Source organism: Agrobacterium sp. GW821-FHT02D03, from assembly GCF_059421725.1.
In genome coordinates, this window is sequence record NZ_JBWKVN010000001.1 from 2,457,564 (window position 1) to 2,480,305 (window position 22,742).

Here is a 22,742-nt window from a genome sequence, read left to right on the forward strand (position 1 = left end):
CATGCGTCATGAGGCGCCGGGGGCCGGTCGCTACCAAGACGATCTCAAGCGAAAGCGCCATCAGCTTTCGTGATGGGTGGCAAAGCTCTCCGGATCGAAGATCTCGCCGTCGAAGAAGGTATCCGGCCCGAGAAGAAGCGGTGCGCGATCGGCGCCAACATAGACCCGCGTGTTGAGCGTTCCTTCCAGCTTCATATTCGCCGCCGGCACCGGCGCAAAGATCGGTCGCACGGCCCTGCGGAATATGTCCGGCCGGAAGACTTCGGCAGCGGCGTCTCGAACGCTCTCAGCGGCGGCGACTTGTGGCGGGCATTCGTTCCAGCGGATCATCTGGTTGAAGAACCAGAGAGCCTGGCTTTGCCATGGGAAATTCGCAGCATTCCCACTCACGCAGAAGAAGTCGTGGCATTCCAGCAATCGGGCGGGCGAGTGCGGGATGAAACCGGATAGCGAGGCAAGAACGTGCTCGATCTCGCAGGCAAGATAGGTGGGCGACGCTAAAAGATCGGCGAGTTCTTCCCTGTTTGCGGCGGAGGCACACCATTCGCCTGCGCGATAGAAGGCGCGAATGATCGCGTGCATCGTCTGCTCATTCGTGTCTGCCCACCGCCTCGAAACGGCGAGCCCCTTTTCGGGCCCATTTTGCCAGATATGCGATTTGGTGGTGACGATCCGCCCCTCCCCTTCCATCGTGACCGCGCTTCCATAGGGCTCACCCACGTAGAAGCCGTCGATGCTGCCGTCTCGCAGCAGGCTTGGCATGTTGGCGGGCGCCGCTTCCATGATCGTCACATCGTCTTTGCCGATCAGGCGGGTGCTGGCGATGAGATAAAGAAGCTCATAGGTCGATGTCGAGGAGAAGTGTTCCGTGGCAAAGATCAGGGGTGGCAGCTCGGCTTTTTGACGCGCCATGGCAACGCGAGAAAGCGCACGGGCAACCGATCCTGGGTCCGGGATCTTCATACCCTGCTCGACCAGATCATCGTATAGTAGAGAGCTGACCACGAGCGTAGAGCCGCCGGTCGCGAGAATGAAGGGAACGATGAGATCGGCTTCAACGTCAGCCGATGGTAGAGCGAGAGCAACCGGCAACGAGACGGATAGATGTGAGCCATCGAGTTCGGCTGAAGACCACGCGCCCAGAATACCGCGCGGTCCGTTCATTCTGATCAGTTCAAGGGCGACGCCTTCGTCGGCGGCAAAACCTTTTTCAAACGCTGCGACGAGAATAGCGCAGTCTACGGTAGGAGAAAACGCTGCCCTGAAGCGCCGTGTTCCTGCCAAATCAGTCTCCTCTTTGCCGAGAGATGCAGGATCACCCACACCGCCCCGGATAACAACAGGAAAAAGAAAAAATCCCTATTTTATCAAGCCTACACGCAGTGCCTTGGCGACAGCCTGGGTCCGATTGACGGTATCGAGCTTTTTTGTCGCGCGATTGAGGTAATGATTAACGGTATGCTCGGAAAGCGTGAGAATATCGGCGATCTCGGCACTTGTTTTTCCCGCCGCAGTCCAGTTGAGGCAATCGATTTCGCGGTCGGTTAATGTGTCGCTGATTCGTGAGTCCAGGCTTCGGACATGGGCGAGATGGCCATACACGTGTGCCGCCAGATAGAAGATTTCCGCCACCTCTGAGCGAGAGAAGGATGACTTGGCTCCCGAGAGCGACACCGCACCGCGCATGCCTGTCATATCCTGGACCGGGCACCAGACCGAATTCACCATATCGAAGCGGGCAAACAGGTCCTTGAACTTGTCTGCTATGACCGGGCGCACTCCATGCCCCCTGAAGTCCTGATTGACCACGAAAGGCGCGCTCGCCTTCTTCAGAGCACTGTAGACGTTACTGTCGACGAGAAGCCCGTCATTGTCATACTGCTGCAGCAGGTCCGCCGGCCAACTGGTGATGACGGTGCACTGTGACAGGGTCAGCGACATCTGCATGGGCAGGTTCATCACCATGAAGGCCTTCATGCCCCAGCTTTCCGTCACGCGCTTCATGAAACGGAACACATCGTACTGACTTTCCAGGCACGTCAGTTCGGAGACGCTGTCTGCCCCCATAGGAGAAAATTTTTCTGGTTCGGCGACCGGCATTCGCAAGTTCTTTATAATGGGCTACATTAAGAAAGGGCCAAGAAGAAAAAGATGACTGCTATCGTTAGCAAAATACAAGTCTAACGCAAATGAAAGTTGGTACAGGTTCGTACATCGCCCTTTCCTGGTTGTAAGCCGTGGCGGAGATGAGCAAATTCTACCTCAGGGGGTGGGTGCAAGCCGAAGTGCCGCGTCAGCGGAAATACGTCTCGCAATCTCTTTCACGAGCGGAGCCCAGCTTTCCAGTCGCTCCCTCGTCAACCGGTATGCCGGGCCGGTCACGGAGATCGCGGCATAGAGCCCCGGCCTGTTCGTCTCGATCGGGACCGCGATGCACTGGATGCCTTGCTCATGCTCTTCAAGATCGAAGCCATAGCCGTGCTCGCGTATCGTCTGGATCTCCTCCAGCAGGGTCGGTACGCTGATGATCGTGTTTGGCGTGAAAGACTTTAGCGACAGTGCCTCGACGGTTTTGAGCAACTCGTCCTGCGCAAAGAGTGACAGGGCCGCCTTGCCGACGCCGGTGCAATAGAGCGGAGAGGTGCGGCCGATCTGCGAGTACATCCGCACCGCGTGCTTGCCGTCGATCTTGTCGAGATAGATGATTTCGGAGCCGCGAATGACGCCAAGATGGACGGATTCGCCGGTCTCTTCATGCAGGGCACGCAAGTGAGGCGCTGCAACCGAGCGCAGATCGCTCCCGCTCCATGCTTTGGCCGCGAATTTCAGCAGCCTAAGACCTGCGCTATAGGATTGATCGCCGTTTTGCTCGAGAAGCCCCTCTTCCACCAGATGGGACAGTTGCCTGTGCAGTGTCCCGCGGGGCTGGCCGGTTTTTTTCAGGATCTCGGTAAAACGCGGCGGCTCTGGCGCCATCACCACCATCTCGAGAACGGAGATCACTTTGCCGAGCGTACCGGTCGAACTGTCTTTGTTTCCTTCGTCACGAGAGGTGGGCACCGAGATTTTCTCCGAAGACCGCACGCCTGCGCTTGACATAGCCAGCAACAGAGGGCGATTATTCCATTTAATAAAACTTAGTTCCGAATATTGGAACTTTCAACCTCTATGTTGATGTCGTCATGAACAGTCATTTCAACCCGTCGCCAGAATTTTCCAACAGAGGTGTTCTGATCACCGGAGGCGGATCCGGTATCGGTGCGTGCCTGGTGGAGGCATTTGTCCGCATTGGCGCCAAGGTCGCTTTCATCGATATCGATGTGCGCGCAAGTGAAGCGCTTGTCGACAAGCTTTCGCCGGGAGCCAGCACTGCACCACTCTTCCTCAAGGCAGATTTGAGGAACCAGGCTGAACTTTCAGAGGCCGTGAAAGCGGCAGGGGAAGCGCTCGGTGGGATCAGAGCTCTGATCAACAACGCCGCCTGGGACGACCGACACGATATCGACACCGTCACTAGCGACTACTGGGACGCGAACCAGGCCGTCAATCTGAAGCAGGTCTTCTTCGTCACGCAAGCCGCACTCCCCTATCTGAGAAAAGAACCGGGCGCCTCGATCATCAATTTCTCGTCGATTTCCTATCTGCTCAATATGGGCGAGCTACCTGCCTATACGTCGGCCAAGGCGGGCATTATCGGATTGACGAAGAGCCTTGCGGGCCGGCTTGGGCGTGAAAACATCCGCGTCAACGCCATCCTGCCCGGCATGATCGTGACCGAGCGGCAGAAGGATCTCTGGCTGACCGACGAGGCCATCACCCACACCGTCAACCGACAGTGCCTCAAGCGGACCTTGACCGGTGAGGACCTCGTCGGTCCCTGCCTCTTTCTGGCTTCGGATGCCTCCGCCGCCATGACCGCACAAACAATGATTATCGATGGAGGTCTTCTATAATGTCAGATGCTGCATTCGTTGCCGTAGACTGGGGTACGACGAGCTTTCGGCTGTGGCTTTTGAGCCGGTCGGGCGATGTTCTTGCCGAGCGCCGCAGTTCCGAAGGGATGACGACGGCGATGCACACGGGCTTTGCCGAGGTTCTGGCATCGCATCTTGCAGCCATCTCCGCCCCAGAAGGCCTGCCCGTGATTGTTTGCGGCATGGCAGGCGCACGGCAGGGCTGGATCGAGGCAGGCTATGTGGACGTTCCCGCCAATCTTTCCGAAGTCATGGATCGTGCGACCCGCGTTCCGGAGCAGAAGAGCGACATCCGCATTCTTCCCGGCCTCGCGCAAAGGGCAGAAGGTATGCCAGATGTGATGCGCGGCGAGGAAACGCAGCTTCTCGGAGCGCTATCGACCGATCATCGCACTGGCGCGCAACTCGTCTGCATGCCCGGCACCCATTCCAAGTGGGTTCGCGTCAGGGATCTCAACGTCACGCAATTTTCGACCTTCATGACCGGCGAGATTTTCGATGTCGTCTCGAAGCACACGATCCTGTCCCACGCCATGGCGGACGCAGAGCCCTTCAGCGGCGATCTTCCCGCGTTCAGCAATGCGGTGATCGACATTTATAACAATCCGCACATGGCGACGAACCGCTTCTTCACCTTGCGTTCCGGGCAATTGCTGCATGGTCTTTCTGCGACGGATGCGAAAGCCAAACTCTCCGGAACGCTGATCGGCCTGGAAATTGCCGGTGCGCATGCCAGTGCACCGCGTGATTCCTCCGTCATCCTAATCGCCTCAGGCGGCCTGGGTGAACTTTACAAGGCCGCGTTCCACGCTCTTTCCATCGACTTTATCACCATTGACGCCGATGATGCGGTTCGCCGGGGGCTGATTGCCGCTGCGACATCCATCTGGCACTGAGGAGTTTCAAACCCGTGTACGTTCCCTTTCCCGAAATGAAATACCCGCTCGTTGCCATTTTGCGCGGCATTCGTCCTGAAGAGACCGAGGGCGTCGTTGTCGCCCTGCTGGAAAGCGGCCTTCGCGCCATCGAAATTCCGTTGAACTCGCCGGATGCTTTCCGCTCCATTGAAATCGCAGCCAAGCTTGCGCCCGCCGATGCACTGATCGGTGCCGGGACTGTTCTGACCGTCGATGACGTAGCACGGCTGGATAGCGCCGGTGGAAAACTGATGGTCAGCCCGAATGTCGATACCGCCGTGATCACGGCGGCGCGCGACAAAGGCATGGTGACGATGCCGGGTGTTCTCACGCCGACCGAGGCCTTGCTCGCATTGAAAGCCGGTGCGACCGGCCTCAAATTCTTCCCCGCAAGTGTGCTAGGGCCGTCGGGCATCAATGCCATTCGCGCTATTTTGCCGAAGGATACGCTGGTCGCAGCGGTCGGCGGCGTATCGGACAAGAACTTCTCCGATTATACGAGTGTCGGTATCAAGGCGTTTGGCCTGGGAACAAGTCTCTACAAGCCTGGTATGAGTGCAAGCGAGGCCCGCGAGCGGGCAGAGATCACCATCAAGGCCTATGACGTGGCAGTGGGAGGATAAGATATATGGCGACCAATCATCCGTTTCAGGGGAAGGTTCTCGACAGCACGCAATTGATGCTGGGTGAAGGGCCAAGCTTTGATCCGATCTCCAAGCGGATCGGCTGGCTGAACATTATCGGCAAGGAGTTGCATGAACTCGACCCGGCATCGGGCGAGAAGACCGTTACGTCCCTGCCCTTCATGGCAAGCGTGGTCGCCGCCATCGATGCGGAGCAGCAGTTGCTGGGAACGGAAGATGGCCTCTTCATCCGCAACCGCTCCACGGGCGAACTTTCGCTGCATGTCGATTTCGAGCCCAACAAGCCCGGCAACCGGTCGAATGATGGCAGAGTGCATCAAAGCGGCGCGCTCTGGATCGGCACCATGGGCAAAAAGGCCGAGGATGGCGCAGGGGCGATCTATCACGTCGCCAAGGGCGTCGTAACGACGCTTTTCGACGCGATCAGCATTCCGAACGCCATCTGCTTTTCGCCGGATGGCGCGACGGCCTACTTTGTCGACACCAATGTGAACCGGTTGATGAAAGTGGCGCTCGACCCCGCAACCGGACTTCCGACCGGCACTCCGAGCATCTTCCTCGATCGATCCGAGGATGAAGGCGGCATCGACGGTGCGGTCTGCGATGCCGAGGGCAACATCTGGAACGCACGCTGGGGCGAAGGTGCTGTCGATCGCCATGATCCAACCGGCCGGCACACCGACCATTACGAGCTTCCGGCATCTAAAACGACCTGCCCGGCCTTCTTCGCCGCTTCGGCGGACCGCCTGCTGGTGACGTCCGCATGCGAAGGACTGGAAGACGACGAGATCAAGGCCAACCCAATGCACGGCGCCACCTTCGATCTCGGCATTACCGTCAAGGGCAGGCTCGACGGTATTTACAAGCTGTAAGGTTTGCGAGTTAAAGCATGTCGCGCAAAAGCGTGTCGCGGTTTTGCGGTGCCGACATGCGGCAAAACAGAAACTTAAAGTGTCTGGAGCGATCTGAAAGATTGCGACGCACTTTAAGAGGGCGCCAGGTGCATCAATGGCGTCCTCAGATTATAAGAAAGATGCCTTTAGAAATCGGCTTCGCGCGATAGGACAAAGACGAATTGGGTGCGAAGACGGTCGTCAAAGACCCCTCGCCCCTAGAACATCAGATCAGTTCAGATCTGCGCTGGCGACGCGGTAGCTGTCGTGCAGGTAGCGGCGGGTAGAGGCGGCATCTGCCGGGCGTCCATAGAAATAGCCCTGCCCCATGGCGCAACCAAGGCCGCGCAACTTTTCGGCCTCGCTGCCATCTTCGATCCCCTCGGCGACGACCTCGAGGTCGAGACCATCGCACATGGCGACGATCGCCTTGATGATGTGCTCCGAGGGGCGGTCGGTGCTGATACGGGAAACGAAGGCGCGGTCGATCTTGACCTTGTCGAAGGTGAAGTCGCGCAGGCGACCCAGGCTGGATTGTCCGGTTCCGAAATCATCCAGAGAGATGCGCACGCCCGCATGCTGAAGCTCCGAGATGATGCGTTGCGCGGTGTCCGCCGAACTCATGACCGCGGTCTCTGTTATTTCGAGTTCCAGGCGGCGGGGGTCGAGGCCGACGCGACGCAGACTGGAAAGAATATTGGCCGCTGTCGATGGGTCCATCAATTGAGCGGAGGAGAGATTGAAGGAGAGAAAGAGTTCGCGCGGCCAAGACAACGCGGTTTCGGCGGCCTTTCGCAGCAGGGTCTCAGACAGCGCGTCGATAAACCCACGCTCCTCCGCCAAAGGCACGAATACATCCGGCGGCACGAAACCGAGATCCGGATCATGCCATCGCGCCAAAGCTTCGAAGCCGATCACCGTGCTATCGGCTAATCTGACAATCGGCTGGAAGTGCACGTCGATGGTGTCGCTGATGATCGCGTTTCGAAGTGCCTGCTCCAGTTGCGTGGCGCGCTTCATCTCCTGAGCGATCTCGCGGGAGTAGACGGTGATCTGCCCGCGTCCGCGACGCTTCGAGCGATAGAGCGCGGTCTCCGCACTCTTCATCAAGTCCTCGAACTCCTCGCCCGCGAAGGGATGGATGGCAAAGCCGAAAGAGGAGGACAGGCGCACGTTGCGATCGCCAAGATCGTAGGGTGCCGACAACACATCCTTGATCATCTGCCCGATGCGCTCTGCACCGCTGCGCTCAAAAATAAGCGGTAGGATGAAGGCGAACTCGTCGCCATCGTGGCGCGTGACGATCGAGCCATCCATCATGCAAGCCTTCAAGCGATGCGCCACCTGGCAGAGAATTTCGTCTCCGGCATGCGCGCCGAACAGGTCGTTGATGGGCTTGAATCCGTCAATATTGACAATGCCGACAGCAAACGGTGCGGGATCGGCGGCCCGTTCAGCCGCCAGCAGCTTTATCTTGTCACGCAGGCGATACTTGTTGCCGAGCCCCGTGAGCGGATCGCTATACGCCATCGCCTGCAATTCATGCTGGCTGATGAGCGGAAGAGTCGGCGCGGGCGGGTTCATTCACATATCCTGTGGGCCTGTGGTGGTCGCTATTATCGGTGGCCCGCAATTAACAAAGAATATCGCCGCGAATACGAGATCCCACCACCACGAACATGTGTGCGGTCATCCATGAAGGCTGTGAGAGAAACGCGGCAGAAAACGCTTCAGCAACATATCGATTATATCCGGACTAATTGGTTTGAGCAACATTTCATCCATGCCGGCATTGAGGCAGGCACGCTGATCTCCCTCGAAAGCCAAAGGAACGACGCCGATCAAAGGTGTTCTTTCGCCCGTCGAGGATTCCAGCCTACGGATTTGTCGAGCAACCTCAAAGCCATCGATATCCGGTAGCGTGGTATCCAGGAGCACGACCGACGGCTTTTCCGACTGGAAGAGCGCCAGCGCTTCATTACCGGATTCCGCCAGCCTGTATTCGATCTGAAGACCTTCCAGTATTTGCGAAAAAACGATCTGGTTGATCTTGTTGTCCTCGACGACGAGAACATCGAGCCTTGGTCGGTTGAGCGATTCGTCGTCGCTGTTGATCACGACCCAATCGTCGTCCTTGCCCCTGCCCTGTTGCGTGTTTTCAAGCGAGCGAAAATGATGTGTCAGCATATTGACCAGCGAACTGCCGATCTCGAACTCATCCGCCATCATCACGCCGATGCCGAATGTCGTCGGCAGGTCCAGACATTCAAGCGGCAATTGCACGTCAACCACAACGAGGTCGATCTTGACACCCATGGATGCGGAGAGGCTCAAAAAGGCTTCCTGCTCCTGGAGGCCGACGGCAACCGCGCAATCCACGCCGATCGTCGACAATCGCTTGCAGGCCGCTTGGCCCGCCTCGGCATTCGGCATGACGAGAAGGACGCGACGGCCCTTCATCACCAGTGAAGCCTGATGGTTTTCGTCATCCATGTAGGAACTGCGCAGGAAGGACAGATGCTCCAGCCCCGGGATGATACGCCTGCCATCCGGCTGGGTCACGGCAAAGGCTGTGACGTCATCCATCGTCGTCACGAGAAAATATTGACCGGGCTTGCCGACCCTGTGCTTTCTGGTGATGACGAGGATCTCGTCACCCGTCAACAGCGTGACCATTTCCGGCAGGATGGCCGGCACGCCGGTCTCAAGCACTTGCCTGTCCATCGCGTCGATCCGTGTCGCAAGCTCATCCGAATGAATATCGAAGACATTGCGACCGAGGATCAGGTCCGGGGACGTTTCAATCAGAGAACAGCCAGCCTTGTTGACGGCCGAGTAGATGCGGTTTTTGTCCTTCACGAAGATGGACAGCGGCAGATTGTCGAGGATTTCCTCGGTGATTTGGACGCGTTCGATATCGGCGCGCCAATGTTCCTCGCGTCTTTTCTGCTCGGTGATATCGGCGATGGCGCAAATACAGAAACCGGAAGGAACGCGCCGCTTGGTAAAACGCAGCCATCTGTCGCCAGGGCGCTGCTCCACCGTTTCGGACCGTTCTGACCAATGGGCGGCAAGGCTCTTGGCGATCCACTCTTCGCGATCAACACGGTTGCCACGCGAAGACGCCTCGCCGAAGCCGGCGCGATCGTAGATTGCGCCTAAAACATCCTTCAGTCTCGCGCCTGGTGCCACCTCTGCCTTCTCGAGCGGCAGAAGCGTGAAAAGACGGTGGCTGGCAAACACAAGGTTGTCGTCACGATCATAGATGAGAATCGCTGCAGACATTGCATCGCTAATAGCGTCTAGCATCGCTGCTTGAATGGCCACGCCGTCTGGCGCTAAATCATTCATGACAATTCCCTACACACGTTTCGAGAACGCGCTCAATTCATCTTGAAAACCTGCAATAGCAATAGGCTTTGGATATAACGGGAACATGCGGGCAAAATGCTCGACAGTCCTTCGGGATCAAACAAGACGGCCCCTGCGCTTCCGTCCTGTCCTTATCAAGCATCCTGAAAAGACAAATAAATCACTCATTCAAGCAGGATCAGTGATATCGTTTCGGGATTAAAGACCTCTTAAATTTGAAAAAAGAACAATCCTAGATTGGCGAGACAGCGAGCGTGCTTTCCGTGGAGAGGTGCGATTTCTCTTTCGTTACGCCCTCGAATCCGCGAGAATGGCAGCATGTCCATCAAGCAGCTTTCAGAAACCCTAATCAACCAGATCGCCGCGGGTGAAGTGATCGAGCGCCCGTCGAGCGCCGCGAAAGAACTCATCGAAAACGCCATCGATGCCGGAGCGACCCGGATCGAGATCGCCACGGCGGGCGGTGGAAAAGGCCTGGTTCGCATCACGGACAATGGCTGCGGCATGTCCACGCCCGACCTCGAACTCGCGATCCGCAGGCATTGTACCTCGAAGATTTCTTCGACACTCGACGATATCCGCACACTTGGTTTTCGAGGCGAAGCCCTCCCCTCGATCGGTTCGGTCGCCAAGCTGACGATCACCAGTCGCGCGCAAGGCGCGACCGAAGGCGCGATCATATCCGTTACAGGCGGCAAGGTCTCGACGGTGCGACCGGCGGCAGCCAATACCGGTACCATCGTCGAAGTGCGCGACCTGTTCTTCGCCACCCCGGCCCGGTTGAAATTTCTCAAGACCGAGAAGGCGGAGGCTGCCGCCATCACAGAAATCGTCAAGCGCATGGCGATTGCCTTCCCGCATATCCGTTTTGTGCTTTCGGGCACGGATCGCTCGACGCTGGAATTGCCATCGACCGGGGACGACCATCTCGCCCGCATGGCGCAGATCCTTGGAGCCGAGTTCAAAGACAATGCCATTGAGATCGATGCCGTGCGCGAAGATGTCGAGCTTACCGGCTTTGCCGGCGTTCCCACCTTCAACCGGGGTAACTCCGCGCATCAATATATGTTCGTCAATGGTCGCCCGGTGCAGGACAAGCTGCTGCTCTCTGCCATCAGGGGCGCCTATGCCGAGACGGTGCCGCATGGTCGATACCCGGTTGCGGTGTTGTCGCTCCGGCTCGACCCGGCGCTGGTGGATGTCAACGTGCATCCGGCGAAGTCGGATGTGCGCTTTCGCGACCCCGGCCTCGTCCGAGGATTGATCGTCGGCGCAATCCGCCAGGCCCTTTCCCGCGAGGGCGACCGCGCCGCGACCACGGGTGCTTCGCAGATGATGAGCGCATTTCGGCCTGGCTACAGTCCATCGACAGTCAGACCCTATGCTTCACAGGCCTGGACACCCGCCAACTCCCCGTCCCGGCCGCTGGAAATGTCGGATGGGCTCGCTCTGCGCGAACCGGCGCAGTCGCAATTTATCGACATCACCATGCCGACGGCCCGGTCGGACGTCTTTCACACGGATGAAAAGCCGGTCGCTACTACCCTTGAGCCGTCGCGCTATCCCTTGGGGGCAGCGCGCGCACAAGTGCATGCCAATTACATCGTTGCTCAAACCGAGGACGGGTTGGTGATCGTCGATCAGCATGCCGCGCATGAGCGGCTCGTCTTCGAGGAGATGCGCAAGGCGCTGCACGCCAAACGGCCCGCTTCGCAGGTGCTGCTTATCCCTGAAATTGTCGATCTTCCCGAAGAGGATTGCGACCGGTTGATGGAGCATGCGGAGGGCTTCGACAAGATGGGGTTTGCCATCGAGCGTTTCGGACCGGGCGCGGTCGCGGTTCGCGAAACGCCAGCCATGCTGGGCGAGGTCAATGTTCAGGGGCTCGTTCGGCAACTGGCCGATGAGATCGCCGAATGGGATACGGCAAGCAGTCTGTCCGGCAAGTTGGAATATGTTGCCGCCACCATGGCCTGCCATGGCTCTGTCCGCTCCGGCCGGCGGATGCGGCCGGAGGAGATGAATGCGCTTTTGCGGCAGATGGAAAATACGCCAGGCTCCGGCCAATGTAACCATGGCCGTCCGACCTATATCGAACTGAAGCTTGCCGACATCGAAAAGCTCTTCGGCAGAAGCTGAGACTACTAGAATTACAGGCTGCGTAGGAATAGAGATCGCATCCAGACATGAGAAGACCGAGGAGACGCACGCGCATGAACAGATTTGACGGCGGACAGAGGGAAGCGAAGATCGAATATCTCGATGGCGACCTGCGTATCGTCCAGACCGGCTCCTATGTGGTTTGCGCCATGACGGGCGTTCAAATTCCCGTTGATGAATTGCGCTACTGGAGCGTTGTCCGCCAGGAGCCTTACGCGGATGCTGCGGCCTCCGTCGAGGCGGAAAAACGGGCGGGCGCTCTACCGAACCAGAAGCGCGCTTGAAGAAAAAAAACACAAGCCTTGATGTCCAACTCGTCATTGTGAGAGAGCCGATATGTTCGGATATGTTGCGGGGCTGCCTGCATTTCTTAGCTACTTCGTATTCGGACTGCTTGCCTATGCGGTGTTTGCCGGCATCTACACGCGGCTGACGCCGCATGACGAAATGAGGCTGATCCGCTCCGGCAATCTCTCCGCCACGATTGCATTTCTGGGCGCGCTTGCAGGCTTTGGCCTGCCGATGGCATCGGCTGCTGCCAACTCCGTCAACATTATCGACTTCATCATCTGGTCGATCATCGGCATCGTCGTGCAGATCCTGGCCTTCTATGTGGCGCGCGCCAGCCTGCCCGGCATTCATGAGAAGATCGGCAGAGGAGAGGTTTCCGCGGGCGTGTGGGGCGGCGGCATCGCGCTTATCATCGGCATCCTCAACGCTGCCTGCATGACCTACTGAGGAGACTTCGCATGAAAAGACGGATGCGAAGTCATGCAAGGCCTGTTCTTGCACTCGGAACGATCACGGTATCGGGGCTGGCGCTCGCAGGCTGCGGCGAGCAACCGCCCGATGCCTTCGTCTTCAAGTCGACGCAGCAATGCGTGATGAGCGGGATCGGTGCGGATGTCTGCGATGTGGCCTTTCGCGATGCGACGACCGACTACAAAGCGAACGCGCCGCGCTTTGCCGACCAGGCGAGTTGCGAAGACAGCTTCGGCAGCGGACTGTGTACTCGATCTCCACGGACAGCGCAGGATATCGCGCCCTTCATTCCGGCACTGACCGGATTTTATTTGGCGCGCAACGTTCGCTCGGTTTCAGATTACTATGCGGATCGCAAGCGACAGGAAGAAGAAGAGGAAGCCGCAGCCAGCTCCGGCGGTGGCAGCGGCGGTGGCGGCGGCGGTTCCTTTCGCTCCGGCAGCGGCTCGGCCGTTTATAAAGATCGGCAGGGCACCGCCATGGTCGCGCGAAGCCAAGGCGACCAGGCTGGTAGCAACTCCTATCGCTTCCTGAAAAATGTCAGCTACGGCGTCCCGGAAACAACCGCACGGAGCGGTTTCGGCCATTGGAGCTCGTCCAGCCATCATGGCAGTTAAATGAAACGCATTTCCCTTCCTGAAAGACCCGACTGGCGCGAACAGGCAAAGTCCGTCGGTTTCGGGTTTCATGAAATGTATGGAGAGCCCTACTGGGTCGACAATGCAGCTTACCTTTTCAATTACGAGCAGATCGAAGAGGACATCGAGGCGCCCTCGCAAGAACTCCATGAGATGTGCATGGACCTTGTGGCGGATGTCGTTACCAGCGAAGAGTCGCTTGAGAAACTTCAAATTCCAGACGAGATGCGAGACGCGGTAAGGCAGTCCTGGCTTCGGGGCGACCGGCATCTCTATGGCCGGTTCGATCTCGCCTATATAGGCAAGGGTCCGGCAAAGCTTCTCGAATATAATGCCGACACGCCGACCTCGATCTTCGAGAGCGCCTATTTCCAATATGACTGGCTGACCGACCAGATTGCTGCAGGCACGCTCCCCGAGGACGCCGATCAGTTCAATTCTCTTCAGGAATGCCTCGTGGAGGCTTTTCGCCAATTCCCGTCTGAGGGCGTCTTCCACTTTTCGACGCTCCTGGACAATGAAGAGGATCGCGGCACCACGACCTATCTGATGGACTGCGCTATACAGGCAGGTCATCAGGTGGAACTCATCGATATTCGCGATATCGGTGTGGATCGAACCGGACGCTTTACCGACCTTCAAGACCGTCTGATCGAACGCTGCTTCAAGCTCTATCCGTGGGAAGTGATGTTCAAGGAGCCTTTTTCGGTTCACCTTCCAACGGCAGGCGGCGTGTTCATCGAACCTTTATGGAAGTCCATTCTCTCCAACAAAGGCATCCTTCCGCTTCTGTGGGAGCGTCATCCAGGACATCCCAATCTTCTGCCGAGCTATTTTGCCGACGATCCCCAGGCACAAAACCTTGCAGATTACGTCAGGAAACCGCTTTTCTCGCGGGAGGGCGAGAGCGTCTCCCTGTTTGAAGACCAGCAGCTGGTTGTTGAAAACCCGGGTATCTATGGCGCTGAAGGTTACGTCGTGCAGGCGCTTGCGCCGCTTTTCGATGTCGACGATGTCCATGCCATTCTCGGAAGCTGGATCGTTGGGGACGTGGCATGCGGCCTGAGCATCCGCGAGGATGAAAGCCGCATTACCACCAACCTCTCGCGCTTCGTACCTCACCTTGTCGTCGATTGACGCAGAAGGTGTCACTCACCTTTAACTCTTCTGGCTATCTCCGGAACCATCAAGGGGCGCTGATGTTCGGTGTGCCGTGCGATCATCAGCACCAACCCTTGGGAGATACACATGGCAGAGAAACAGCTCGACGATCTTTTTTATGACACGCTGAAGGATATCTATTTTGCAGAACGCCAGATCTTGAAGGCGCTGCCCAAGATGGCGCGGGCGGCCAGTAGCGACAAGCTGAAGGCAGCATTCGAGAAGCACAAGGAAGAAACCCAGGGCCAGATCGAGCGGCTGCAGGAAATCTTCGAACTTCTCGGCAAGCGCGCTCAGGGAAAGACCTGCGAAGCAATCCAGGGCATTATCGCCGAAGGCGAAGAGATCATGGAAGACTTCAAGGGCAGCCCGGCTCTCGATGCCGGCCTCATCTCCTCGGCACAGGCTGTCGAACATTATGAGATGGCCCGCTATGGCACGCTGAAGGCATGGGCGGAGCAGCTTGGTCACAAGCAGGCAGTCCAGTTGCTGGACGCGACGTTGAAGGAAGAGACAAAGACCGACGCAGACCTGTCGTCGCTTGCAACAGCGTCTCTCAACGCATCTGGCAAGAAAGCCGCCTGACCACTGGTGCAGCCATGGAAAAAGCCGGGGCATCTGCTCCGGCTTTTTTGTTTGTTGAAGGATGTCCCTCAATCATTTACCGACCTCGACTCTCGTCAAGATTGGCTAGTAGCCTTAGGGAGCCTGTGTCGAAGGGTTACGATCAACACCTTCCGTCGGCGGCGTTGCGCCTGACGGCGGGTTGTTATCGAAGGTCTGGCTGCCTTGCGCGCCCGGATTGACCGTCTGGCTCGACGTTGCAGGACCCGGAGGCGGTGGCGTCTCCGTTGTCGCAGGGGCAGTGCTTTCACCCCAGATTTCTGCGGCCAGCCATACTGCCATTGCTAGAAACAGGCTGACGACAAGAATAACCAGGACCGGTTTGCCCTTGAAGCCCTGACGGGTTTCGCGCGGGGTGAATGTCTTCTTCTCCACATTCGTATGCTGCATAATCTCTCTCCTCCTCGGATCAGAGCCCAAATCGTTCTTCACTGAGGAGTAAAAGAGTTGCAACGGTCGATTGTTCCTTGCACTCGCTGATACGCGTGACAGGGAAGCGCTTTATTTCTGCAAAAGACGCCGCGTCCTGCAGTTTTCGACCGCCGCATCGATCATTGTCGACGCTGCCATTGGATCATCGAAGACCATATCGATCTCGACCACCTGGCCGCTCCAAAGAAGCTCTGCTGCTTGTCCGGGAAGGCCCGCAAGGCGCACGGCATCTTTCGCTGTCGTTACCGGCAGCAGATCAAGATCCGTCGCCTCCTTCACCATATCGGCAAGCTCGTCCTCGCTGAACTGATGATGATCGGGAAACGACCGTTCAATGACGATCTCGCCCCCCAAGGTTTCGACGGTCCGATAGAACTTTCTGGGATCGGCGATACCGGCGAAGGCCAGAACGCGTTTTCCGGCAAAACCTGGCAGCGGTCGAGGCTCGGTCGATGCGACGAAAACCGGCTTTGCCGCGCGGGCTGCCGTTCGGATAATCGCATCCGCGGCACTTCCATCCCCGACTTTCAAAATGGCGTTGGCCTGGCGCATCTGTTCGGCCAAAGGTGCTCGCACCGGCCCACCCGGCACGAGATGGCCGTTGCCGATTCCCCGTCGTGTGTCGATGACAAGCAAGGCGTAGTCGAGCGTCAACCTCGCGCTTTGAAAGCCGTCATCCATGATGATCAGATCGACGCCCTCCTTGACCAGACGCTCGGCGCCCTCGACGCGTTTGCGCGAAATCACCGTCGTCGCCTCGCGCGCAAGCAGGAGTGGTTCATCGCCCACGGCAGCAGAGCGATGATGATCCGGATCGACCAGCGTCGTTACGTCCAGCGTGCCGCCATAGCCTCGGCTGAGGAAGCCGGGCTTCAGTCCCTTGTCGAGCGCTGCGCGTGCAATGGCAATCGCCGTTGGCGTCTTGCCCGCACCGCCCACGGTGAAGTTGCCAATGCAGATGACCGGAACAGGAACCGAGGCTCGTTTTGCCGTCTTCATGCGATGGCCCGCCACCCGGCCATAGAGATAGGAAAAGGGGCTGAGAGCCCAGGCTTCCCAGCCAGCTTTTCTCCACCAGAAGGGCGGCGCTTCCGAAACCATTGGCCTATGAATCCCAGTTACATTTTATGGTAGCAAGAGCTAAAGCATGTCGCGTAAAAGTGTCCAGCCCTTTTGTGACAAAGACATGCGACACGGTGAGGATACCGGCACGGCCGTCCGAAATCAGACGAAAGCGCGGTTCGGCAGCAGGGCTTCGAGCCCCGTAATATCATCGAAACAATAATCGCCATCGGCAGCCAGGCTTTCGCGCGATCCGGTGCCCGTCAGCACACCGATGCGCAACCCCGCCCCCGCATTACGGCCCATATGCAGATCGTGATTATTGTCGCCGACGACCGCCACCTGCTCAGGCTTCAGGCCGGTCGCCTCACAGAAGCCCAGCACCATGCCCGGCTGCGGCTTGACGCCATGGCCGCTATCATAGCCCGCAACGAAATCGAGATAGACATCGAAGCCGAAACGTTTTGCCAGTTCCCGAATGGAGGCCTCGTTGTCGCTGGACGCGACACCAAGCTTGTAACCCCTGTCCTTCAGCCGTCCAAAGAAGGCTTGCAGATCCGTCACGGCAACGGACTTGCCCGCCGCATCGGTAAATAGCCGATCCAGCCGCTCTGTCAGAGGCTGCAGGGCGCAAGGCGATCCGGCTGCAATCAGGCCCGCTGCAATTTCCGCCGTATTGCCTGCTGCCAGCAAGCTGTCCGGTTTCACATGGCCGGAGACCGGGTCCATGCCGCAGGCGAGAAGAAGACGGTCCGCAAGCTCTGCGTCGCCTTCAGCGGCGATCGCTGCCAGCTCGCGATTGACCGGACCCCAACTGGCGTCATAGCCGATCAGGGTGCCGTCCTTATCGAAGAGAACGGCGGCAATGTCGGCGGCGGACTTCATCGAATTGTTCTGGTCCAAGGCGTCAGCCCACCGCACTGCGTGGCTGGAGCTTGGCAGACACCGTCAGTGGATTGATGTAGGGCTCGAGCGCCTTCAGCGTCAGCGATAGCGCACCGCGCATGTCCTGAATGACCCGGCCGCCGGCATCGATCATCTTGTAGCGCTCATTATCATTGGCCAACAGGTAGTGCACCGCCTTAGCCAACATCTCCACATCGCGGATGATACGGCCAGCGCCGGAGCGCAGAAGTTTCTGATAGGCTTCGCGGAAATTCTGAACATGGGCGCCGGACAGAACCGCACAGCCAAGCATGGCCGGCTCCAGTGGGTTCTGTCCGCCTTCCGCCATCAGCGATCGTCCAACAAATGCCAGCTCCGTCAAACGAAGATAGAGCCCCATTTCTCCGATGCTGTCCCCGAGGAAGATATCGGTTTCCGGCGTGATCACATCGTTGCGGCTTCTGCGCGCCACCTTGAGGTTCATACCCTTGAGCATGGCCTCGATCTCATCCGCCCGTTCCGGATGGCGGGGAACGATGATCGTCAACTGACCATTGCGGGATTTGATCGCGGCATGAACGGTGGCTGCCGCTTTCTCCTCACCGTCGAAGGTGGAGATCGCTGCCCAGGTCTTCCGGTTGCCGATCTGGCGCTTGTAGATGTCCAACTGCGCCTGATCGCAGGGGGGCGGATCGGTATCGCCCTTGAGATTGCCCGACGTGATCACCGGCCAGGATCCGAGGTCTCTGAAACGTTCCGCATCCACATCCGACTGCACGACGACCAGCGCCAGTTTGCTGAACAACGCTTCGGCAAAATCGGAATAGCGCTTCCACCGGTCGAAGGACCGGTCGGAAATTCGGGCATTGACGCGGATTTGCGGAATGTGCCGACGCTCCAGTTCCATCATCGTGACCGGCCAAATCTCAGATTCAGCGGTGATGGCGGCGTCGGGAGCCCAATAGGTGAGAAAGCGATTGATGCAGATCTTGATGTCGAGCGGCACATATTGGTGGATGACATCGTTGCCAAGCCGTGTGCGGCTGATATCGGCCGAGGTTACCGTGCCGGTCGTCAACAGCACATGGATGTCACGCTTGCGGATTTCGCGAATGAGCGGGATCAGCGCCAGGGTTTCGCCGACACTTGCCGCATGAAACCAGACCAGCGGACCGCGCGGGCGTTCGGCACTCGAATAGCCGAACCGCTCAAGACGCCGCTGCTTATCCTCTTTGCCTTTCGCTGCCCGATAGGACAGGTAAGGCCGGGCGAAAGGATAGGCGGCCATTCCCGCCATTCTGTAACCCGACAGGGCAAAACGTGCGATCCGGCTGTTCATACGATGCTGCCCTCGATCACTCTGCGCAATGCTTTTCCCCCGATTAACGTGGCCGGCTACTTCTGATGAAAATGCGTCTTTTTTGTTATGATTGGGTCCCGGCAAAAAAATTGTCGCTCAATACCCAATATATTGTGCATCCCCGACTGGGGGATGCACTACCAATATGCATGCCGGATTATAGTGGAGAACAAGTGGGTGGAAAGCCGTTATTTGCTCTCGGGGTCGAGAAGGCGGTGCATATGCACTATAAAATAGCGCATGTGGGCGTTATCGACAGTCTGCTGTGCCTTTGACTTCCAGGCGCCGAGTGCCGTCGCGTAGTCTGGGAAAATGCCGACGATATCGAGTGCGTTCAGATCGCGAAACTGCACTTCCTGGAGATTGTCGAGTTCGCCGCCAAATACGAGGTGAAGGAGCTGTTTCTTGTTATTCGCTTCGGTCATGTCCTGTCGTCTCTTCTTTCTTCTCATAGGCGTTCAAGGAAGCCTTCATCTGCTGGATTTTGACGTAAAAATCAACCTCTGGCCGATCGCCCAAGCTGCATCAACAGGGTCGGCAGGATGTGGTTCGCCGCGGCGCAAAGAGCGCCGTGTTTGACCTGCGCGCGATTGTAGATCAACGGCTTGCCCTCCAGATCGACGAGCTGGCCACCCGCCTGCTGCAGGATCAAATCGGCGGCGGCGAGATCCCAGTCATGCGAATTCGGCAGGACAAGCGTCCCATCGATCCGCCCATCGGCTACCATAGCGAGGCGATAAGCCAGTGAGGGTACGTGCGGGATGCGCCGAACCGAGGGTTTAAAGTCTGACGGAAGGCGCGCAATCACTTCCTCGGGAGCGGCAAGCTGGATCGGTCCACTGGCGGCTTGAGTGATCCGAAGCACCCCACCATTTTTTTCAGCACTCGCATCATGAAACGCCGTGAATTCCTCACCCAAGGCGGGCGCCACGAGGGCCGCGACCACAGGTCTGCCCTTGTGAACCACAGCGACACTGACGCACCATGTGTCCTTGCCGTTGATGAAGGCGCGGGTGCCGTCGATCGGATCGACCACGAAGAGGGTATCGCGCGACAGGCGCTTGTCATCATCGGTGGTTTCTTCCGACAGCCAGCCGTAATCCGGGCGAGCCGAGCGAAGCAGTCTTTCAAGGATGTCATTGGCGGCATAGTCGGCGGCACTCACCGGCGAGCGACCGCCATCTTTCCACCAGACCTTGGGGTCCTTACGGAAATGCCGTAGGGCCTCCTGTCCAGCCTCGCGGGAGGCGTTCAAAACAAGATTCAGATCGGAGCGCCAATCGGCTCCAGAAGTCTCAACTATCATACCGTCGTTCTGCGCGTGTCGCACATTTCCATTTGTGCTTTCACATGCGCATGAGCAAGACGCGAAAGCAACCGCCGAATGGCGATGTCAGCGTCCCGCAATCGTCATGCCTTCGATGGCAAGCGTGGGTGCTGCCACACCATATTTGCGGTCCACGTCGTTAGCGGGCGTGACGCGCATGAACATGTCCTTGAGGTTGGACGCGATCGTCACCTCGGAGACGGCGAAAGAGGTTTCCCCGTTTTCGATCCAGAAACCGCTTGCGCCGCAGCTATATTCACCGGTGATCATATTGGCGCCGTGGCCGATCAGTTCGGTGACGTAAAAACCCGTGCCGACCTGACGGATCAGATCTTGCGGCGAGATGTCGCCAGGTTCCAAGGCCAGATTGGTGGATGCGGGCGATACGGAGGTCCCGCCCCGCACGCCACGACCATTGGTTTCAAAGCCGATTTCCCGCGCGGTCGAGGTGGAGAGGAACCAGTGGTTCAAGACACCATCCTCGATCATCACCAGCTTTTCACCCCGCACGCCCTCGCCATCGAACGGACGCGAGGACGGGCCACGGATGATCTGCGGATCGTCAGTGATGGACAGGCCCTTTTTCAGGATCTGCTGGCCCATCTTGTCGCGCAGGAAACTGGTTTTACGCGCCACCGATGCGCCATTGATCGCGCCCGCAATCGAGCCGACAAAGCCGCGCGCAATGCGGGGATCGAACACGACCGTGATGTTGCTGCCGGTATCGACCTGTCTTGGATTAACACGCCTGACAACCCTTTCACCCGCCCGGCGTCCGATGTCTTCCGGCGCATCGAGATCGGCGAAATAAAGACGGCTGTCGTAATCGTAGTCGCGCTCCATCTTCGTGCCTTCACCAGCAATGACGCTGACGGAGCGGCCGAAACGGCTACCCATATAGCTGCCGGAAAAGCCGTGAGAGGTGACAAGCACAAGGCCACCCATGCCGCTCGAGGCACCGGCTCCGGAGGAGTTCGACACGCCCTTCACCGCAAGCGCTGCCTCTTCTGCTGCCAGCGCCGCATCGCGAAGCTGGTCGGTGGAGACCTCCGTCGGATCGAACAATTGAAGGTCGTCATAGGAGGTCGCAAGCCGCTCCTTGTCGGCAAGACACGCAAATGGATCTTCAGGCGAAACCTTGGCCATCGCAACGGCGCGCTCCGCAAGCGTCTTCAGGTCGAAGCCGGGATTGGCCGAAACGCTCGCAACCCGCTTGCCGACGAAGACGCGCAAGGAGAAATCGTCGCTCTCCGAGGATTCCGTGCTTTCGACCTTTCCGAGCCTGACGCCCACCGACTGCGAACGGGAGCGCACGATGACCGCATCCGCCTCATCGGCACCGGCGCGCTTGGCCAGAGTGACAAGTTCGCTTGCGCGGTCGAGAAGCTTGGAAGAATCGATTTCTGAGGACATGAGGCGGGCCTTTCGTTGACCTTCATTTATGGCCGAGCTTTTGCCGCATCAAGGTCAAAGCGCCATTTCACCTGCATTTGAGCAGAAGCGCTCAGATATCCAGGCCACGCCCCCGGTGAAACAGCTCGATCTGCATGTCGATCTGCCGCTTCAGGTCGTCCTTGATGCCATCCGATTCGGCCAGCACCTCATGGGCCTTGAGGAAATCCAGCACACGAAAACGGTTGACCGGCGGGCGCAGGAAGATATGCGGCGGGCGCATACGCAGCTTCAGGCCGATGGCCGATTGCATCATCAACTGGCTGGCGCCGAAAAGGCTTTCGATCCGGTTCGGCATGGTGGTGCCGTCCCCCTCCGGTCCGCCTACGACATCGACAGCGATGACGATGTCGGCATCGTCGAGGAGATGCTCGTAGGGAACGGGGTTGAATATCCCGCCATCGATCATGATGCGGTCATTCATGCGGATCGGCATGAAGAGAGCTGGAATGGCGGCGGAGGCCGCAAGCGCCTGGCGCAGATCGCCGTCCTGGCAGATGACTTCCATCTGTGCGTAGTAGTCGGTCGCGATCACCTTCAGCGGAACACCGAGTTCGGCAAAATCGCGCGGCAGTGCAGAGGGTAAAAGTGCATCGAGAATGAGTTCAAGATTGAACTGGCCTAAACGAAAGCCGAAGGCGGCATGGCGCATGGAAGCAGGGCCAAGGCTCCAGAGCTTGTTGGCCACGCTGCCCTTTTTACCCATCAGCGCCAGCGTGTAATCGCGGATGTCCTTGCCGCTCATCCCGGCGGCCATACCGGCGCCCATGATGCCGCCGATGGAGGCTCCAGCAATGGCGCTTGGGCGAATGCCGAGTTCATCCATCGCTTCGATAACATTGATGTGGCAGATGCCACGTGCACCGCCGCCACCGAAAGCCACCGCAAAGGTGGGATCGCTTCTTTCCGTTGACGTTTCTTTGCGCTTACGCTTTTTGTCGGAGAGTTTCTTTTTCTTCGCAGCCACGAGAACAGCCTCATTTCCTGTCATGCGGTCGCGCCTCAGCAATGCATCTGGGCAAAGCGACGCGACGGTCATCCTGAGACTGGCTCTATGACATAAAGACGACAGGACAGTG

23 protein-coding genes are annotated in these 22,742 nt (G+C 58.2%); 10 read left to right on the top strand and 13 right to left on the bottom strand.

Annotation, left to right across the window (positions count from 1 at the left end; all coding sequences use genetic code 11):
- Positions 1-60 precede the first annotated feature (60 nt).
- From AC07U5_RS11715 to AC07U5_RS11725, 3 genes are all read right to left on the bottom strand, one after another.
- Positions 61-1,284 carry an ABC transporter substrate-binding protein gene (locus AC07U5_RS11715; protein ID WP_494723084.1) on the bottom strand — a complete coding sequence of 408 codons (1,224 nt, stop codon included), beginning with the start codon at positions 1,282-1,284 and terminating at the stop codon, positions 61-63.
- Positions 1,285-1,359: 75 nt separating this feature from the next.
- A complete protein-coding gene (locus AC07U5_RS11720) occupies positions 1,360-2,100 on the bottom strand; it encodes a helix-turn-helix transcriptional regulator (protein ID WP_494723085.1) in 741 nt (246 codons plus the stop codon).
- 162 nt (positions 2,101-2,262) lie between these two features.
- On the bottom strand, positions 2,263-3,060 hold the full coding sequence (locus AC07U5_RS11725) for an IclR family transcriptional regulator (RefSeq protein WP_494723086.1): 798 nt from the start codon (positions 3,058-3,060) through the stop codon (positions 2,263-2,265).
- A 122-nt stretch (positions 3,061-3,182) separates the two neighbouring features.
- On the opposite strand from AC07U5_RS11725, the gene AC07U5_RS11730 reads away from it, so the two are divergent.
- From AC07U5_RS11730 to AC07U5_RS11745, 4 genes are read left to right on the top strand one after another with little or no spacing between them, the layout of a single operon-like run.
- Positions 3,183-3,953, top strand: a complete 771-nt coding sequence (locus AC07U5_RS11730; RefSeq protein ID WP_494723087.1) for an SDR family NAD(P)-dependent oxidoreductase — start codon at positions 3,183-3,185, stop codon at positions 3,951-3,953.
- Positions 3,953-4,870: a 2-dehydro-3-deoxygalactonokinase gene (locus tag AC07U5_RS11735; RefSeq protein ID WP_494723088.1), complete on the top strand. Its 918-nt coding sequence runs from the start codon at positions 3,953-3,955 to the stop codon at positions 4,868-4,870. The genes AC07U5_RS11730 and AC07U5_RS11735 overlap by 1 nt, the downstream gene beginning before the upstream one ends.
- A gap of 35 nt (positions 4,871-4,905) precedes the next feature.
- Complete coding sequence (locus tag AC07U5_RS11740; RefSeq protein WP_494723294.1) at positions 4,906-5,514, top strand: 2-dehydro-3-deoxy-6-phosphogalactonate aldolase; 609 nt, start codon at positions 4,906-4,908, stop codon at positions 5,512-5,514.
- A gap of 5 nt (positions 5,515-5,519) precedes the next feature.
- Positions 5,520-6,407, top strand: coding sequence for an SMP-30/gluconolactonase/LRE family protein (locus tag AC07U5_RS11745; RefSeq protein ID WP_494723089.1), 888 nt, complete (start codon positions 5,520-5,522; stop codon positions 6,405-6,407).
- A 252-nt stretch (positions 6,408-6,659) separates the two neighbouring features.
- Here AC07U5_RS11745 and AC07U5_RS11750 read toward each other — a convergent pair whose 3' ends face one another.
- Both AC07U5_RS11750 and AC07U5_RS11755 read right to left on the bottom strand, forming a co-directional pair.
- Positions 6,660-8,012 (bottom strand): putative bifunctional diguanylate cyclase/phosphodiesterase, encoded by a 1,353-nt coding sequence (locus tag AC07U5_RS11750; protein ID WP_062438565.1) that lies wholly within the window; start codon positions 8,010-8,012, stop codon positions 6,660-6,662.
- 105 nt (positions 8,013-8,117) lie between these two features.
- Positions 8,118-9,779 carry a response regulator gene (locus AC07U5_RS11755; protein WP_494723090.1) on the bottom strand — a complete coding sequence of 554 codons (1,662 nt, stop codon included), beginning with the start codon at positions 9,777-9,779 and terminating at the stop codon, positions 8,118-8,120.
- A gap of 339 nt (positions 9,780-10,118) precedes the next feature.
- Here AC07U5_RS11755 and mutL point away from each other — a divergent pair, with 339 nt between their 5' ends.
- From mutL to AC07U5_RS11785, 6 genes are all read left to right on the top strand, one after another.
- Positions 10,119-11,939, top strand: coding sequence for a DNA mismatch repair endonuclease MutL (mutL, locus tag AC07U5_RS11760; RefSeq protein ID WP_130977866.1), 1,821 nt, complete (start codon positions 10,119-10,121; stop codon positions 11,937-11,939).
- Between the two features lie 74 nt (positions 11,940-12,013).
- Complete coding sequence (locus AC07U5_RS11765) at positions 12,014-12,244, top strand: DUF2093 domain-containing protein (protein ID WP_062425969.1); 231 nt, start codon at positions 12,014-12,016, stop codon at positions 12,242-12,244.
- A 52-nt stretch (positions 12,245-12,296) separates the two neighbouring features.
- On the top strand, positions 12,297-12,698 hold the full coding sequence (locus AC07U5_RS11770) for a DUF350 domain-containing protein (protein WP_113266183.1): 402 nt from the start codon (positions 12,297-12,299) through the stop codon (positions 12,696-12,698).
- An 11-nt stretch (positions 12,699-12,709) separates the two neighbouring features.
- Entirely contained in the window at positions 12,710-13,339 is a 630-nt protein-coding gene (locus AC07U5_RS11775; RefSeq protein ID WP_494723091.1) for a DUF1190 domain-containing protein, read from the top strand.
- Complete coding sequence (locus AC07U5_RS11780) at positions 13,340-14,497, top strand: glutathionylspermidine synthase family protein (RefSeq protein WP_494723092.1); 1,158 nt, start codon at positions 13,340-13,342, stop codon at positions 14,495-14,497. It begins immediately after the preceding gene.
- A gap of 111 nt (positions 14,498-14,608) precedes the next feature.
- Positions 14,609-15,106: a YciE/YciF ferroxidase family protein gene (locus AC07U5_RS11785; RefSeq protein ID WP_062425973.1), complete on the top strand. Its 498-nt coding sequence runs from the start codon at positions 14,609-14,611 to the stop codon at positions 15,104-15,106.
- 114 nt (positions 15,107-15,220) lie between these two features.
- Here the strand turns inward: AC07U5_RS11785 and AC07U5_RS11790 are convergent, their stop codons facing one another.
- The 8 genes from AC07U5_RS11790 to AC07U5_RS11825 form a co-directional block, all read right to left on the bottom strand.
- Positions 15,221-15,535, bottom strand: coding sequence for a hypothetical protein (locus tag AC07U5_RS11790; RefSeq protein WP_062438581.1), 315 nt, complete (start codon positions 15,533-15,535; stop codon positions 15,221-15,223).
- A gap of 111 nt (positions 15,536-15,646) precedes the next feature.
- Entirely contained in the window at positions 15,647-16,678 is a 1,032-nt protein-coding gene (lpxK, locus tag AC07U5_RS11795; RefSeq protein WP_494723093.1) for a tetraacyldisaccharide 4'-kinase, read from the bottom strand.
- A 123-nt stretch (positions 16,679-16,801) separates the two neighbouring features.
- On the bottom strand, positions 16,802-17,524 hold the full coding sequence (locus AC07U5_RS11800) for an HAD family hydrolase (RefSeq protein ID WP_494723094.1): 723 nt from the start codon (positions 17,522-17,524) through the stop codon (positions 16,802-16,804).
- Between the two features lie 22 nt (positions 17,525-17,546).
- Positions 17,547-18,863, bottom strand: a complete 1,317-nt coding sequence (gene waaA, locus AC07U5_RS11805) for a lipid IV(A) 3-deoxy-D-manno-octulosonic acid transferase (protein ID WP_062425977.1) — start codon at positions 18,861-18,863, stop codon at positions 17,547-17,549.
- Between the two features lie 209 nt (positions 18,864-19,072).
- Positions 19,073-19,309, bottom strand: coding sequence for a DUF4170 domain-containing protein (locus tag AC07U5_RS11810; RefSeq protein ID WP_340194387.1), 237 nt, complete (start codon positions 19,307-19,309; stop codon positions 19,073-19,075).
- A 71-nt stretch (positions 19,310-19,380) separates the two neighbouring features.
- On the bottom strand, positions 19,381-20,187 hold the full coding sequence (locus AC07U5_RS11815) for a 3'(2'),5'-bisphosphate nucleotidase CysQ (protein WP_494723295.1): 807 nt from the start codon (positions 20,185-20,187) through the stop codon (positions 19,381-19,383).
- Positions 20,188-20,277: 90 nt separating this feature from the next.
- Positions 20,278-21,624, bottom strand: a complete 1,347-nt coding sequence (locus tag AC07U5_RS11820; RefSeq protein WP_062438587.1) for a TldD/PmbA family protein — start codon at positions 21,622-21,624, stop codon at positions 20,278-20,280.
- Positions 21,625-21,715: 91 nt separating this feature from the next.
- Complete coding sequence (locus AC07U5_RS11825) at positions 21,716-22,654, bottom strand: patatin-like phospholipase family protein (RefSeq protein ID WP_494723095.1); 939 nt, start codon at positions 22,652-22,654, stop codon at positions 21,716-21,718.
- Between the last annotated feature and the right edge of the window lie 88 nt (positions 22,655-22,742).